Source organism: Roseixanthobacter psychrophilus (assembly GCF_043195195.1).
Lineage (GTDB): Bacteria > Pseudomonadota > Alphaproteobacteria > Rhizobiales > Xanthobacteraceae > NCEH01.
The window spans coordinates 1-14149 of sequence record NZ_JBAFWT010000041.1; the positions used below are offsets into that span (position 1 = coordinate 1).

Consider the following 14149-nt stretch of genomic DNA (forward strand, 5'->3'; position numbering starts at 1 on the left):
AGTCGGACATGCGAGGTTCCCGGCGAGCAGGATAAAGTGCAAGCTGATAATTTGAGCTTTTACTCATAAATATTCAATATGCTATATTTGATGGCGTCAACTCAAAAGTTGCAGGGGTTGGCGGTGCATACGGCTGTCGCGCATTCGATCTGCCCTAACGTCAATTGAAAAAATTGAGCCTATGCTATAATTCTATGGTCAGGTTCGAACCGAACGTTCATCGACAAGGAGGCATCATTGCCGCGCACCAGCCGCTCCATCCCCCGGGAGGCCCCGTTACCGGATGCTGGTGTTCAATCGGAAGGTTTCCGCGAGACGCGGAAAGCTCGAAGGGGAGCTCTTGTCGAGGATTATGTCGAGCTGATCGCCGACCTGATCGACGATGGCAATGAGGCTCGTCAGGTCGACATCGCCGCCCGTCTTGGAGTGGCACAGCCTACGGTCGCGAAGATGCTCGCCCGTCTCGCGGTGGACGGGCTCGTTTCTCGCAAGCCCTATCGCGGCGTGTTCCTCACGGAAGCGGGCCGCAAGGTGGCGGACGAAAGCCGGGCACGACACAGGGTCGTGGAGGACTTCCTGCGATCGCTCGGCGTGAGCGAAGAGGTGGCGCGGATCGATGCGGAGGGTATAGAGCATCATGTGAGCGCCGAGACCCTCGAAGCCTTCCGCAAGGCGATGACCCGCGGACGCTGACGTCTCCAGGCACGCTTTGATCGCAGTCGAACGCGTATCGGGCGACGGCTCCCGCTATGACGGCTTGTAGCCCAGAAGCCGCAAGGCATTCAGCGTCACCAGAACGGTCGCGCCCGTGTCGGCCAGGATGGCGGGCCACAGGCCGGTGATCCCGATCACGGTGGTCACCAGGAACACCGCCTTCAGCCCCAGGGCGATGGTGATGTTCTGCCGGATGTTGCCCATGGTGCGGTTCGAAAGGTCCACCATCGTGGCAACGTCGGAGACCCGCCCGTGAAGGATGGCGGCATCGGCGGTTTCCAGCGCGACGTCGGTGCCTCCGCCCATGGCGATGCCCACGTCCGCCGCGGCGAGGGCCGGAGCATCGTTGATGCCGTCGCCCACCTTGGCCACGACGAGGCCCTGGGACCTCAGTTCACCGACGATGCGCTGCTTGTCCTCGGGCAGCAATTCGGCCCGAACCTCAATGCCGAGCTGGCGTCCGATGGCTTCCGCCGTTCGGCGGTTGTCGCCGGTGAGCATCACGGTGCGCAGGCCCGCATCCGCGAGCATGCGGAGACCGCGGAGGGCATCGGGACGCGGCTCGTCGCGCATGGCGATCGCGCCGGCGATCTCCCCGTCCACGATCAGAACCGACACCGTCTTGCCTTCGTCGTTCAAGGCGGTGATCCGCGACGTCGCCTCCGATGGGAGCGGGACGTGCTCGCCCGCCGCCTTCGGGGAACCGAGGAAGACCTGGAGTCCTTCGACGGTTGCGGTCACACCCTTGCCGCCCAGCGCCTTGCCTTCGTCTGCGAAGGGCACCACGATGCCATCCGCTTCCGCCTTGTCGAGGATTGCCTTGGCAAGCGGGTGGCTGGAGCCGGTCTCCAGGGCGGCAGCCAGCCTGAGGACGTCCTGCTCGCCACGGCCGAAGCTGATGACATCGGTCACCTTGGGCTTGCCCTCGGTGAGGGTGCCGGTCTTGTCGAAGCAGGCGGCGGTGATCTTCCCCAGCCCTTCCAGGACGGCACCGCCCTTCATGAGAAGGCCCCGGCGCGCTCCGGCGGAGAGCCCGGCCGCGATGGCGGCGGGAGTGGAGATCACCAGGGCGCACGGGCAGCCGATCAGGAGGATGGCGAGGCCCTTATAGATCCACTCGTCCCATCCTCCACCGAACAGGAGCGGCGGGACGACCGCGACGAGGGCCGCGACCACCACCACGCCGGGCGTGTAGTAGCGGGAGAAGCGGTCGATGAAGCGTTCGGTCGGCGCCTTCGATTCCTGAGCCTCCTCCACGAGCTTCACGACACGGGCGATGGTGTTGTCCTCGGCGGCGGCGGTCACGCGGATCCGGAGGGCGGCATCGCCGTTCACGGTGCCCGCGAAGACGTTGGCATCCACGCCTTTCCGAACGGGGGTGCTCTCGCCGGTGACCGGCGCTTCGTCGATCGCGCTCTCTCCGGAGACGATCATGCCGTCCGCGGGAATGCGGTCGCCCGGTCGCACGAGGATGACGTCACCCACTGCAAGGTCTTCGGCCGGAACCTCCCGGGTGCCGCCATCCCGCTCCAGCAGCGCCGTCTTGGGAACGAGGGCCGTGAGGGATTGAATGCTCGCCCGCGCCCGCCCTGCGGCGACTCCCTCCAGCAGTTCCCCGACCAGGAACAGGAAGACGACGGCGGCCGCCTCCTCGGCGGCCCCGATGACGACGGCGCCGACGGCGGCGATGGTCATCAGCATCTCAATGGTGAAGGGCATGCCCATGCGCGCTGCCATCACCGCGCGGCGGGCGATGGGCACCAATCCCACGAGCATGGCAACGATGAAGGCCGGAGCTTCGATGGACGGGACGAATGTGCCGACGGCGAAGGCGGCCGCGAGCGCGAGTCCGCTGAGGATGGTCAGCCGCGCCTTGCCTGATCTCCACCACGGCCCTTCCGTCGGGCCATGGTCGTGACCATGCAAGTCACCGCTTTGCGTATCGCTCCCGTGATGGTGGTCATGGTGCTCATGGCCATCATTGCCGTCGTGATGGTGATCACCATCACCCGGTCCGCGCGGCATCGACTGCGCCTGCGCTCCACCGTCGGCGCGTTCCTGGTCGCCGCGATGAGGTCTCTCCTCGATCGGAGCGAGTTGATAACCCAAACTGGTGACGCGCTCTCGCAGGGCAACGAGATCACTATGGGGCGCATGGCGAACCGACAGGGTTCCCGCGGTGACGGAGACCGCGACTTCTTCCACGCCCGGAATCCGGCTCACGGCCGCGTCGATCTTCGCCGCACATGAGGCGCAGTCCATCCCGCTCACCCGAAAGCGAGTCTGGAGGAGAGGAGCATTCATGGGGTGCCCTTTCGCATCGTTCCGGGGGACCCTACATCCTCTAGCGACTAGAGGAGCAAGCGGAATGTCCAGGGACGTTTCCATCGGCGCAGCGGCGAAAGCCAGCGGCGTGAAGGTGCCCACGATCCGGTTCTACGAGCAGATCGGGCTTCTGCCGTCCCCGCCCCGAACCGAAGGCAACCGAAGGCTCTATGGCGCATCCGATCTCCGTCGGCTCGCCTTCATTCGGCACGCACGCGAGCTCGGGTTCGAGATCGACGCAATTCGGACCCTGCTGGTCCTTCAGGATGATCCGGATCAATCCTGCGACGCCGCGGACAAGATCGCACGCGCCCGTCTCGGCGAGGTGGAAATGCGCATCGCCAGCTTGGCCGCGCTCCGGAAAGAGCTCCAGCGCATGATCCAAGGATGCGCTCACGGCACCGTCTCGGAGTGCCGCGTCATCGAGATTCTGGCGGACCATGGTGAATGCCGACACCACCATCAATGATATTGTAGATCATTGATGAAAATCGGAGCTGGAGCGAGCGAAACCGTCACGTTGCTCTTGGGGCCAAAATGACGCGCTCGGGATCGATTGTCTTGACACTGCGTGAGGCTTGGGGTCTTTCTCAGGCCATGCGTGGCACCCTCGCACATGTATTCCGTACGAATCTTCGCCCGGCGATCCGCCGGGTGGTGATGTCGCTCGTGATGCTGTGCTTGGCTTTCGGCCCGCTGGCAGGTGCCCTTTCCGCGCACCATGTCGACGATGGCGACGTCGTGATCGCTCTCTCCGATGGAGCTTCGCAGGACGTCGTGATCGTCAAGAAGGCGCCGGATCATCCGGCGAACCTGCCTTTCGTCGATCATGACTGCCATGGCTGCTCCACGGCGATGATCGACGTCCCGGCCGACGTTGCCCCCATGTACTTGCAGCTCCCGGTTCAGGCGCCGCCGGTGCATCTGGTCGAGGGCCGCGTCCCCGGCGCCGACTTCCGACCTCCCAAAGCCTGATCCTTCCGCACGTCGCGCGCTGACGCCCTGCGTCGGCCAATGCAGCCCCATGCCCGGAACGGATCATGTCTCCTCGTGCCCTCGCGCTCGCGCTTGGGGCAGCGATTGCGCTGCTTCATGCGTCACCTGCGCTCGCCGCCTCGCCGCGGCCGCTGACTCTTGCCCAGGCGCTCTCCAGCGCGCTCGCCGCGAATCCCAGGCTGACGGTCGCCGAACGGGACATCGGCATGGCGGGGGGGCGCAGCGTACAGGCTGCCGTGCTCCCGAATCCGAACCTGTCGCTTGAAGTGGACAATGCTTTCGGCTCCGGCTCGTACCAAGGGCTCGACCTTGCGGAGCAGACGCTCCAGGTGAGCCAGCTCGTGGAGCTCGGGGGCAAGCGCGAAGCGCGGATCGCGGCTGCAAGTGCCGGAGTGGGGGTTGCCCGCTGGGAACGTGAGGCGCTGCGCCTCCAGGTCCTGGCCGAGACCACGGCGGCTTTCGTCACGGTCCTCAGTGCCCAGAGCCGGCTTGAGATATTGAAGGCCCAGTTCAGCGCCATCGAACGCTGGACGCCTTTGCTCCAGAACCGCGTCGAGGCCGGAGCGTCCTCCCCTGCGGAGATCTCGCGGGCCAAGGTGGCGGCCAATCTCGCGAAGGTAGAGCTCGAACGCACCAAGATGGCGCTCGTGACCGCCCGGCGCGAGCTGGCGCTCCTCATGGGGCTCAAGGAAGCGAAGTTCGGAGCCGTGACGGGCAACCTGGTTCGGGTGAACGCCCCGCCTTCGCTCGACCGCATCCTGAAGTCTGTGCAGGAGAACCCGCAGCTCACGCGCTTCACGGCGCTCAAGGCACAGCGCAGCGCAGAACTCACCGGTGCCCGGGCGCAGGCCGTTCCGGACGTCACGCTCGGAGTCGGGTATCGCCACTACAACGAGACCGCCGACAGCGGGATGATATTCACCATGTCGGTGCCGCTGCCGGTGTTCGACCGGAACCAGGGCGGCATCATCGAGGCTCATGAATCGCTGCGCCGGGCGGAGGCGGAGGAAGCCGTCGTCCGCAGCGTCCTCATCTCCCAGGTGGGCCGAGCTTACGATTCCCTGAAATCGTCCTACGACGAAGTCGCGCTCTTGCGCGGTGGCGGTCTTCCAGATGCGAGGAGCGCTTTCGAAGGCATCGAGAGCGGCTATTCGGAAGGCCGCTACACCCTCCTGGAATTGCTGGACGCCCAATCGTCGCTGACCGAGACGTCGCTGCGCGAACTTGACGCGCTCGTCTCTTACCACACGGCCCTCGCCACCCTTGAGGGGCTGACGGGCCGCCCCGTGACCTTCGCAAAAGGAAAATCCAAATGATCCGCTCGGCGCGACGCGACGTGGCGTTGCTCCTGCTCGGCCTTATGGCCGGCGCCGGGACGCTGTACGCCCTCCAGGAAAAGCCGTCATCCGTCACCCCGAGCCAGGCCGCCGAAAGCGGGCATGGGGAGGAGGAAGGGCACTCGGAAGGAGCCATCGAACTCGATGACACCAAGCTCGCCGCGGCGAGCATTGGCCTTGAGACCGCGCGGCCGGAGATGCTGCGCCGGAAGCTTCGCCTGAACGGGCTGATCCAGCCGAACCAGGAGGCCATCGTCCAGGTCGCGCCCCGATTCCCGGGCATCGTGCGGGAGATCCGCAAGCGCCTTGGAGATAAGGTCAACAAGGGCGATGTCCTCGCGGTCATCGAGAGCAACCAGAGCCTCACCACCTATGACCTGAAATCCCCCATTTCCGGCACGGTGGTGGAACGCGGCGTGGCGCTCGGCGAGTACGTCTCGGAGCAGAAGCCCGCCTTCATCGTGGCTGACCTTTCGACTCTCTGGGTCGACCTCTCCGTCTACCGGCGGGACTTCGCCAAGGTCCGCGTCGGCGATCCTGTCCAGATCGATCCCGAGGACGGCGGGGCGCCCATAGATGGCAAGGTCATCTACGTCTCGCCCATCGGCGCCGCCGACACCCAGAGCGCCCTGGCGCGCATCGCCATCCCCAATGACGGCATGCGCCTTCGGCCGGGCCTCTTCGCCGTAGGCACCATCGTGCTCGCGGAGAAGCCCGTGGACCTCGCCGTCCGTCTCAACGCACTCCAGGCCATCGACAATCGCACGGTCGTCTTCGTGCGCAACGGCGACGCCTTCGAGCCACGCGACGTGGAACTGGGTGAGCGGGACGGTGAATGGGCCGAGGTGCTGTTCGGCCTCATGCCCGGCGACAGCTATGCGGCCAAGAACAGCTTCGTGATCAAGGCCGAGCTCGCCAAGGGGAGCGCCAGCCATGAGCACTGAGAAGCTGAAATTGATAACGGCCTACATCCATCCGCTCCTGGAAGCGCGGGTGGTGCGCGCCCTCCATGAGCTTCCCGAGTTCCCCGGTTTCTCGATGGTGGAGGTCCGCGGTCAGGGTCGAGGACGGGGTGCCGGGGGCACTTATCTCGCGAGCGAGTCCGATCTTCTCTATCAGCGCCATCTCCAAGTGCAGATCGTGTGCCCCGAGGCAGCCGTAGAGCGGATTTCGAAGGTGCTGGCGGAGGCTGCTTGGACGGGCCGCAAGGGCGACGGCGTTCTGTTCGTCACCCCCGTCGATAATCTCATGCGCATCCGGGAAGCCGGGAAGCCTAAGGCTTCGGAGGCGGCGCAATGATCGACGCCATCCTCGCCTTCTCCATCCGCCAGCGCTGGCTGGTGGTTCTGGCATGCCTCGGCATCGCGGCCTTCGGCGCCTGGAACTTCACGCGCCTGCCCATCGATGCGGTGCCCGACATCACCAATGTTCAGGTGCAGATCAACACGTCCGCGCCCGGCTTCTCTCCGCTGGAGACCGAGCAGCGCATCACCTTCCCAATCGAGACCGCCATGGGCGGCCTGCCGGGGCTGCAATATACCCGCTCGCTCTCCCGCTACGGCCTCAGCCAGGTGACGGTCGTGTTCCGGGACGGGACCGACATCTACTTCGCCCGGCAGCTCGTGAACGAGCGTATCCAGCAGGCGAAGGACCAGCTCCCGCCCGGCGTGGAGATGGCCATGGGGCCTATCTCCACGGGCCTCGGCGAGATCTACATGTACACGGTGGAAGCGAAGGAGGGCGCGAAGAAACCCTCCGGCGAGGCCTACAGCCCCACTGACCTGCGCACCATCCAGGACTGGATCATCAAGCCCCAGCTCCGCACCGTGCCTGGGGTGGTCGAGGTCAACACCATCGGCGGCTACGAGAAGCAGTTCCATGTGCTTCCGGACCCGGCGCGGCTCATGGCCTACCGCATCTCGTTCCGGGACGTGATGACCGCGCTCGCGGCCAACAACGCGAACGTGGGCGCCGGCTATATCGAGCGGAACGGCGAGCAGTATCTGGTGCGCACGCCCGGCCAGGTGGCGGACGCGGCGCAGATCCGCGACATCGTCATCGGCACCCATTCCGGAACGCCCATCCGCATCGGAGACATCGCTGACGTGCGCGAGGGTCTGGAACTGCGCACCGGGGCCGCCACTCTGAACGGCCAGGAAGTGGTGCTGGGCACCACCATGCTGCTGATCGGCGAGAACAGCCGCACGGTAGCCGAGCGGGTGGAGCAGCGGTTGGAAACCATCTCCCGCTCGCTGCCTGAGGGCGTCATTGCCCGCACGGTCTACGACCGGGCGCATCTGGTGGAAGCCACCATTGCGACGGTGGAGAAGAACCTCGTCGAAGGCGCCCTGTTCGTCATCGCGGTCCTGTTCGTGCTGCTGGGAAACATCCGCGCGGCCATCGTCACCGCCTTTGTCATCCCGCTCGCCATGCTCTTCACCATCACGGGCATGGTGGAGAACAAGGTCAGCGCCAACCTGATGAGCCTAGGGGCCATCGACTTCGGCATCATCATCGACGGCGCCGTCATCATCGTGGAGAACTGCTTGCGGCTGCTCGCCGAGGAGCAGCACAAAAGGGGCCGCCTGCTCACCCGGGCGGAGCGGTTCGAGACCATCCTCGCGGGGTCGAAGGAGGTGATCCGGCCAAGCCTGTTCGGCACCATGATCATCGCCGTGGTCTACCTGCCGGTCCTCACGCTCACGGGCGTGGAAGGCAAGATGTTCACGCCCATGGCGGTGACGGTGCTGATGGCACTGCTCGGCGCGGCGCTGTTCTCCATGACCTTCGTGCCCGCCGCCATCGCTTTGTTCGTGACGGGGAGGGTGTCGGAGCATGAGAACTTCATCATGCGTAGCGCCCGGCGCCTCTATACGCCGCTGCTGGATGCCTCCATCAACTATCGCGGCGTGGTGGCGGTGGGGGCTGCGGCCCTCGTGATCATCAGCGGCCTTGCCGCTTCCCGCATGGGCGGAGAGTTCATACCGAGCCTGGATGAAGGCGATGCCGCCATCCAGGCGCTCCGCGTCCCCGGCACCAGTCTCACCCAGTCCATCGAGATGCAGGAGGCGCTGGAGAAGCGGATCCTGAAGGTGCCGGAGGTGAAGGAGATCTTCGCCCGCGTCGGCACGGCGGAGGTCGCGACCGACCCCATGCCGCCGTCCATCTCCGACGGCTACATCATGTTGAAGCCCCGCTCCGAATGGCCGAACCCATCGAAGCCGAAAACCGAACTGATGGAGGACATCGAGAAGGCGGCCGAAGAGGTGGCGGGCAGCAATTACGAGCTTTCTCAGCCCATCCAGCTCCGCTTCAACGAGCTCATCTCCGGCATCCGCAGCGATGTGGGCGTGAAGATCTTCGGCGACGATCTCGACACGCTCCTCCAGGTGGCGGGCCAGGTGCAGGCCGTGCTCCAGAAGGTGCCCGGCGCGGCGGACGTTAAGACCGAGCAGGTCTCGGGCCTACCCATGCTCACGGTGGAGCTCAATCGGGCGGCCATGGGGCGCTACGGCGTCTCCGTCGCCGATGTGCAGGAACTGATCGAGATCGCCGTGGGTGGCCGGGAGGCAGGGGTCCTCTTCGAAGGCGACCGGCGCTTCGACATCGTCGTGCGCCTGCCGGAGGAACTGCGCACCGACATCGAGGCGCTGCGCGACCTGCCCATCCCGCTGCCCCCGCCCAATGGGGAAGCGCCGGTGCGGGCCGTCTGGGGAACCGGGGCGGTGACGCAGATCCGCTACGTGCCCCTGTCGGCCCTGGCCACCCTCACCATATCCCCCGGCCCGAACCAGATCAGCCGGGAGGACGGCAAGCGGCGCATCGTGGTGAGCGCGAACGTGCGCGAGCGGGACCTCGGCTCCTTCGTCACCGATGCCCAGCGACAGGTGGCGGAGAAGGTGAAGCTGCCCGAGGGCTATTGGATCGGATGGGGCGGCCAGTTCGAGCAGCTCGTCTCGGCCACCCATCGCCTCGCCATCGTGGTGCCCATCGCGCTCGCCCTCATCTTCCTGCTCCTCTTCATGAGCTTCGGGTCGGTGGGGGATGCGCTTCTGGTGTTCTCCGGCGTGCCCCTGGCACTCACCGGCGGCATCGCGGCGCTGCTGCTCCGGGACATCCCCCTCTCCATCAGCGCGGGCATCGGCTTCATCGCCTTGTCCGGCGTCGCGGTGCTGAACGGCCTCGTCATCATCGCCTTCATCCAACGCCTGCGGGCCGAGGGGAAGGCGATCGTGGAAGCCGTGCGCGAAGGGGCGCTGACGCGCCTTCGCCCGGTGCTAATGACCGCGCTCGTCGCCTCCCTCGGCTTCGTGCCCATGGCGCTGGCGACGGGGCCGGGGGCGGAGGTGCAGCGTCCGCTCGCCACCGTCGTCATCGGCGGCATCGTCTCTTCCACCATACTCACCTTGCTCGTCCTGCCCGCGCTCTACGTCCTGTTCCGGCGCGAGACCGAACAGGTGGATGCGCCATCCGATCCGGCCGTCGCGGCCGCTTCCACCCCAAACCCTTGAAGGAGATACCCATGTTGAAAGTGACTGCCATTGCCGCTGCGCTGCTGCTGTCAGGCCCCGCTTTGGCGCAGCATGCCCACGGCGCCCAGAAGGGCCCGAACGGCGGTCCAATGGAAGACGTCGCCGGCGTTCACGCAGAGCTGGTTGTATCCGGCCAGACCGTGGCGGTGAACGTCTTCGACGAAGCCGGAAAGCCCGTCGATACGAAGGGCTACACCGGCTCCGTGATGGTGGTCTCGGGCGGCGACCGGAAGACCCTCCAACTCACCGCATCTGGAAATGCGCTCACGGGGCAGGCACCCGGGCCGGTCCAATCCGGCGCTGCGATCACCGTCGTCGTGAAGACCGCCGCCGGAAAGTCCGGCCAGGCGAAGTTCTCTGCGCCCTGACCTTTGGAGAAATTGAGATGCGATTCAACCTCACCATTCAGCGTCGCCTCTGGGCGGTTGGGCTTGCAGCGGCGCTCGTGACGTCAGCCATTCCGGCCCAAGCTCTCGAAGGAAACCCCCAGGGGCATAAGCAAAGGGAGCGGCATGTTTACCGAGATGTGCAACTCGGTCTCAGCCATCCATCCACCCACGGCAAGAGCACCCAAACCTCCAAACCTCCGCCGGTGGCTTTCCCTTGGTTCCTCCCGTTCCCGCCCCCATGGGCAGCACCGGGTAGTCAACCTGGCTCTTATGTGAAGTAGCGTTTTGAAGACTTCCGCTTCGCGAACGCGTCCAAACGCATCGGCAGTTCGGCATCAACGGATTTGCTGAAATCCGGCGGTGCCGAATGCCTGATCACCGCAAGACAGGAGAAGCGATCATGAAGTTCATCGTCGCCGTTGTGATGGCGCTGGGATGCGCAGGGTCTGCGCTCGCGCAGACGGGGGATGCAGAGCATGCCACCGCCAAGGAGCATGAGAGTTTTTGCTCAAACAGGCGCAAGGCCTGTGTTGAAAAGAATAAGTGGTATCGGCAACACGAACTGGTGCACTGCCGCATCCGATACAATCAATGTGTTCAAGAAGTATATAAGAACAATGCGCAGTGATATAGTATAACCTCGCCAATCTGTGTTCAATTTGAATTATTGACTTGCTCGTAGAATCAAGTATAGATGTCTACACACAAGGAAATTGCAATCCATGAGGCGAATAGGTTTTAGAGAGCAACGATGATCTCGAAAATTATAAAGATAGTCTCGATCGGCATTAAAGTTATGGCGGTCATTGCGCTCATCGCGTCCGGTCTCACCGTGACGTCGTCGGATTCGTTCGCTCAGTCACCGGTTTCGTATGCGGCCCATAGCCCTGATGAGAACGCCGAGGGCGACTCGGGTAGCGCGGTTCTTTTGGGAGATGAATGCCACACCTGCTCCCATGTGGTCGTGCCAACACCAGCCGCCAATGCAACCCTTCTTGCGATGACCCTTCGTTGGGAAATCCGCGATCAGCAGTGGGTCGCGATAAGTCCTCCCGCGGAGACCCCGCCTCCTCGACCGATTGGAAATGAAGCTTTCCACGACACTTCAATTCCAATCATCGAGGTAAATCATGTTTCGCTATGCACTGATCGCGTCCACCGTGCTCCTCGCAGTTTCGAGCGCACAGGCTGAACCTTACTCGTCGACGTTGACCGCCGAGGAGCAGGAACGGCACGAGTTCTACGACGTGCAGCAAGGGGATTATCCGAGTGGGCGCACGTCCGCTTCCGCAGGCACGTCGGGGACTTCCATCAGGGGCGTCCCCGTCATTGTCCGGCCAGCCAACCCGTACATCGGGGTTCTTCCGAACGCGCTGAATGACAAGCCGGTCCTCATGACCACGCCCTGACGAGCCAACTCGGAGGGCGGCGGGCTGTGCCCGCCGCCCTCCCTCAGCCTCGGGTTCAAGATGCGACGGACAAAGCAATCCGCGGAAGTCGCCGTGGGCGCGAAGGTTTTCGGCGTGCTCGGGAACCGGGATTATAGGCTCATCTTCCTTTCTCAGCTTTGCATGCTGACCGCGACCGGGCTGGCGGCGATCGGCTTTTATCTGGCCGCCTTCGCTGTATCGGGATGGAACTCGGGCGCCGTAGTCGGGATTTCGATCGCCGCACGAACAGTGGTCTCGCACTTCGGTGGGGCGCTGGCCCTCTCCGCTGTAAGACGTTTACCCTTTCGGCTCAGCTTCATACTGTCTGGCGCGGCATTGGTGATACCGGCCACCTTGACCTTGGTCGTCGCCTCCGCTTGGCAGATCGTCGTTGCCTTGTTCCTCCTGGAAGTCGCCTCGACTGCATTCGGCGCGGCCTTCAGGGGGGCGGCGCTTTCCACCCTTCGGTCCGACGCGGACCGGAAGCACTCCGCCAACCTGGTAAGCTTGGCGACCAACCTCGAGCCCGCCGTCACGCCGCTTGTCGCCTTGCTGCTCCTGGGAATCGCGGGTGCCGAAGCGCTCATGATCGGGAGCTCCGCCGCGGTCCTGGCCTCGATGATCCTCGTCTTATTCGCCGGCTTGCCTAACTCGATGTCATACCCCCCATCGAAAGGATCGGTCGTCGGGCTGCGAGCTTGGCCAGGTCTCATTCGCGGTCGGTCATTCCGCGGCATGATTGCACTGAACATCGTGTTTGCCGCGGCCGCTTCCATGGTGCTGGTCAACACGCCTGTCTTTGCGATGGCGGCATTCGGCCGAAGCGGGGAGGCCGTTGCAATTGCCTTGGCGGTGTTCGGCTTCGGGAGCATTGCCGGGATCGTGTTGGCCCCGCAAATGGCGGCGCGCATCCCCGGAACGGCCGTCGCCCTTTTCGGTGCGGCATTGGTCTCGTCCGGCCTCTTCATTGGAAGCATCGTGGATGCATTCGGCGGCTTGCTGGTTCTTTGGTTTGCACTCGGTGTGGGATGCTCGCTTGCCCAGGTCCCCATCGGACAGTTCATCGAACTGTCGAACGGAGTCGAGGATCGCGCGTTGCTCCGGAAGGCTCGCATCACCATGCTCGGACTGTTCTGGATCGTTTTGGGTCCAATCACGGGACTGCTTGGGTCCGGAACGAACCTTTCATTTACATTCGCGGTTCTGGGCATGCTTGCATGCATGGCGACGTTTGCTGCGGCGGGAGCCCTGCGTTTGCCAAAAGTACAATAATGCCAAGGTCATGGCTGTACGGGATTGTCGATCTCAAGCTTCCGCGGATCGATGCTCTTCCCGCGGCGCCTGTGAGCCCTTGCGCGCCGCATCGACGTTCATGGCCGCAATGCCGAGGCCGATGATCAGGTCCGGCCATGCTGACAGGGTGAAGGCCGTAATGAAACCGGCTACGATGATGGCCACGTTGGCACGCGCATCGTTGCGCCTCCTCTTCATGCTTCCGATCGCATGAGATGCCGTCACAAACCGTTCAAACGCGATCGCTAAATAATATGTCGATATATCTCGTAATATGGAAGCAATGATGGGGCGCCGCCACTTCATGATCGGCCTCATCGCCGGCACAGCCTGCTTCACCGGGGCCATCTGGGTGGGGTTGGAGCTTCGCGAGGTGACGATCGCGGCATCCGAACGCCTGAATGCGATGCCCGTCGATGAAATGGCGCAGGCGATGTCCAGCATCCATCGGACTAACCAAGTGGCCCTATGGCACTACGTCCTCATGATCGGATTCACGATCGTCGGATTGCTCGTGTCCGGAGCCACCTTGATCGCCTGGTGGGGATCGAGGAATGCGGTACGGCATCCCGCAAATGACAATCCGAGGGGTCGTCGGTTCGCCCGGCTCCCGCGGCGAAGCTCCTCGTCGATGCAGGTTGACGGGAAGCGCTACCTCATACGCTGACGATACGGGCTACCGGACCCGATGCCCTTCGACATCGATGACGACCTCTCCATCCTCCTTGCTGAAGGGTCCCTTCTGCGGCGCCGGAAGGATGTCGAGGACCAACTCTGAAGGGCGACACAGCTGGACGCCCAGGTCCGTAAAGACGAAGGGGCGATTGATGAGGATCGGGTGCGCCATCATGGCGTCGAGCAACTGGTCGTCGGTGACGGCCGGATCGTCGAGCCCCAGCTCCGCATAGGGCGTGCCTTTTTGGCGCGTCGCCTCGCGCACCGTCAGCCCCGCGGCCTTGATGGCCGCCGCCACCTCCTCCCTCGAAGGCGTATCCTTCAGATACTCGATCAGGGTCGGCTGGATGCCCGCATTGCGGATCATCGCCAGCGTGTTGCGCGACGTGCCGCAATCGGGATTGTGCCAGATGGTGACGGGGGAATGGTCGGTCATTGTCCAAGGCTCGCTTGAATTT

13 protein-coding genes and 1 pseudogene are annotated in these 14149 nt (G+C 64.1%); 11 read left to right on the plus strand and 3 right to left on the minus strand.

Annotation, left to right across the window (positions count from 1 at the left end; all coding sequences use genetic code 11):
- The first annotated feature begins 237 nt into the window (after window positions 1-237).
- Window positions 238-693 carry a manganese-binding transcriptional regulator MntR gene (gene mntR, locus V5F77_RS23680; protein ID WP_132034685.1) on the plus strand — a complete coding sequence of 152 codons (456 nt, stop codon included), beginning with the start codon at window positions 238-240 and terminating at the stop codon, window positions 691-693.
- A gap of 54 nt (window positions 694-747) precedes the next feature.
- Here the strand turns inward: mntR and V5F77_RS23685 are convergent, their stop codons facing one another.
- Entirely contained in the window at window positions 748-3018 is a 2271-nt protein-coding gene (locus V5F77_RS23685; protein ID WP_132034864.1) for a heavy metal translocating P-type ATPase, read from the minus strand.
- Between the two features lie 64 nt (window positions 3019-3082).
- On the opposite strand from V5F77_RS23685, the gene V5F77_RS23690 reads away from it, so the two are divergent.
- From V5F77_RS23690 to V5F77_RS23735, 10 genes are all read left to right on the plus strand, one after another.
- Window positions 3083-3508 (plus strand): MerR family transcriptional regulator, encoded by a 426-nt coding sequence (locus tag V5F77_RS23690; protein ID WP_132034687.1) that lies wholly within the window; start codon window positions 3083-3085, stop codon window positions 3506-3508.
- 92 nt (window positions 3509-3600) lie between these two features.
- Entirely contained in the window at window positions 3601-4014 is a 414-nt protein-coding gene (locus tag V5F77_RS23695) for a hypothetical protein (protein ID WP_132034689.1), read from the plus strand.
- A gap of 65 nt (window positions 4015-4079) precedes the next feature.
- Window positions 4080-5351, plus strand: coding sequence for a TolC family protein (locus V5F77_RS23700; protein WP_132034691.1), 1272 nt, complete (start codon window positions 4080-4082; stop codon window positions 5349-5351).
- Complete coding sequence (ihpB, locus tag V5F77_RS23705) at window positions 5348-6316, plus strand: divalent metal ion exporter adaptor subunit IhpB (RefSeq protein WP_132034693.1); 969 nt, start codon at window positions 5348-5350, stop codon at window positions 6314-6316. The genes V5F77_RS23700 and ihpB overlap by 4 nt, the downstream gene beginning before the upstream one ends.
- Entirely contained in the window at window positions 6306-6671 is a 366-nt protein-coding gene (locus V5F77_RS23710) for a P-II family nitrogen regulator (RefSeq protein ID WP_132034695.1), read from the plus strand. Before ihpB ends, V5F77_RS23710 begins: the two co-directional genes overlap by 11 nt.
- Window positions 6668-9883, plus strand: a complete 3216-nt coding sequence (locus V5F77_RS23715; RefSeq protein WP_132034697.1) for an efflux RND transporter permease subunit — start codon at window positions 6668-6670, stop codon at window positions 9881-9883. The genes V5F77_RS23710 and V5F77_RS23715 overlap by 4 nt, the downstream gene beginning before the upstream one ends.
- Before the next feature lie 11 nt (window positions 9884-9894).
- Complete coding sequence (locus V5F77_RS23720; RefSeq protein ID WP_132034699.1) at window positions 9895-10272, plus strand: hypothetical protein; 378 nt, start codon at window positions 9895-9897, stop codon at window positions 10270-10272.
- Between the two features lie 421 nt (window positions 10273-10693).
- Window positions 10694-10921, plus strand: coding sequence for a hypothetical protein (locus tag V5F77_RS23725; RefSeq protein ID WP_132034701.1), 228 nt, complete (start codon window positions 10694-10696; stop codon window positions 10919-10921).
- 502 nt (window positions 10922-11423) lie between these two features.
- On the plus strand, window positions 11424-11702 hold the full coding sequence (locus V5F77_RS23730) for a hypothetical protein (protein WP_132034703.1): 279 nt from the start codon (window positions 11424-11426) through the stop codon (window positions 11700-11702).
- A gap of 93 nt (window positions 11703-11795) precedes the next feature.
- Complete coding sequence (locus V5F77_RS23735; RefSeq protein ID WP_132034705.1) at window positions 11796-12995, plus strand: MFS transporter; 1200 nt, start codon at window positions 11796-11798, stop codon at window positions 12993-12995.
- Between the two features lie 33 nt (window positions 12996-13028).
- Here the strand turns inward: V5F77_RS23735 and V5F77_RS23740 are convergent.
- Window positions 13029-13202 (minus strand): annotated as a pseudogene (locus tag V5F77_RS23740) (cation transporter); the annotation flags it as partial.
- 490 nt (window positions 13203-13692) lie between these two features.
- Complete coding sequence (gene arsC / locus V5F77_RS23745) at window positions 13693-14127, minus strand: arsenate reductase (glutaredoxin) (protein WP_132034707.1); 435 nt, start codon at window positions 14125-14127, stop codon at window positions 13693-13695.
- Window positions 14128-14149 lie beyond the last annotated feature (22 nt).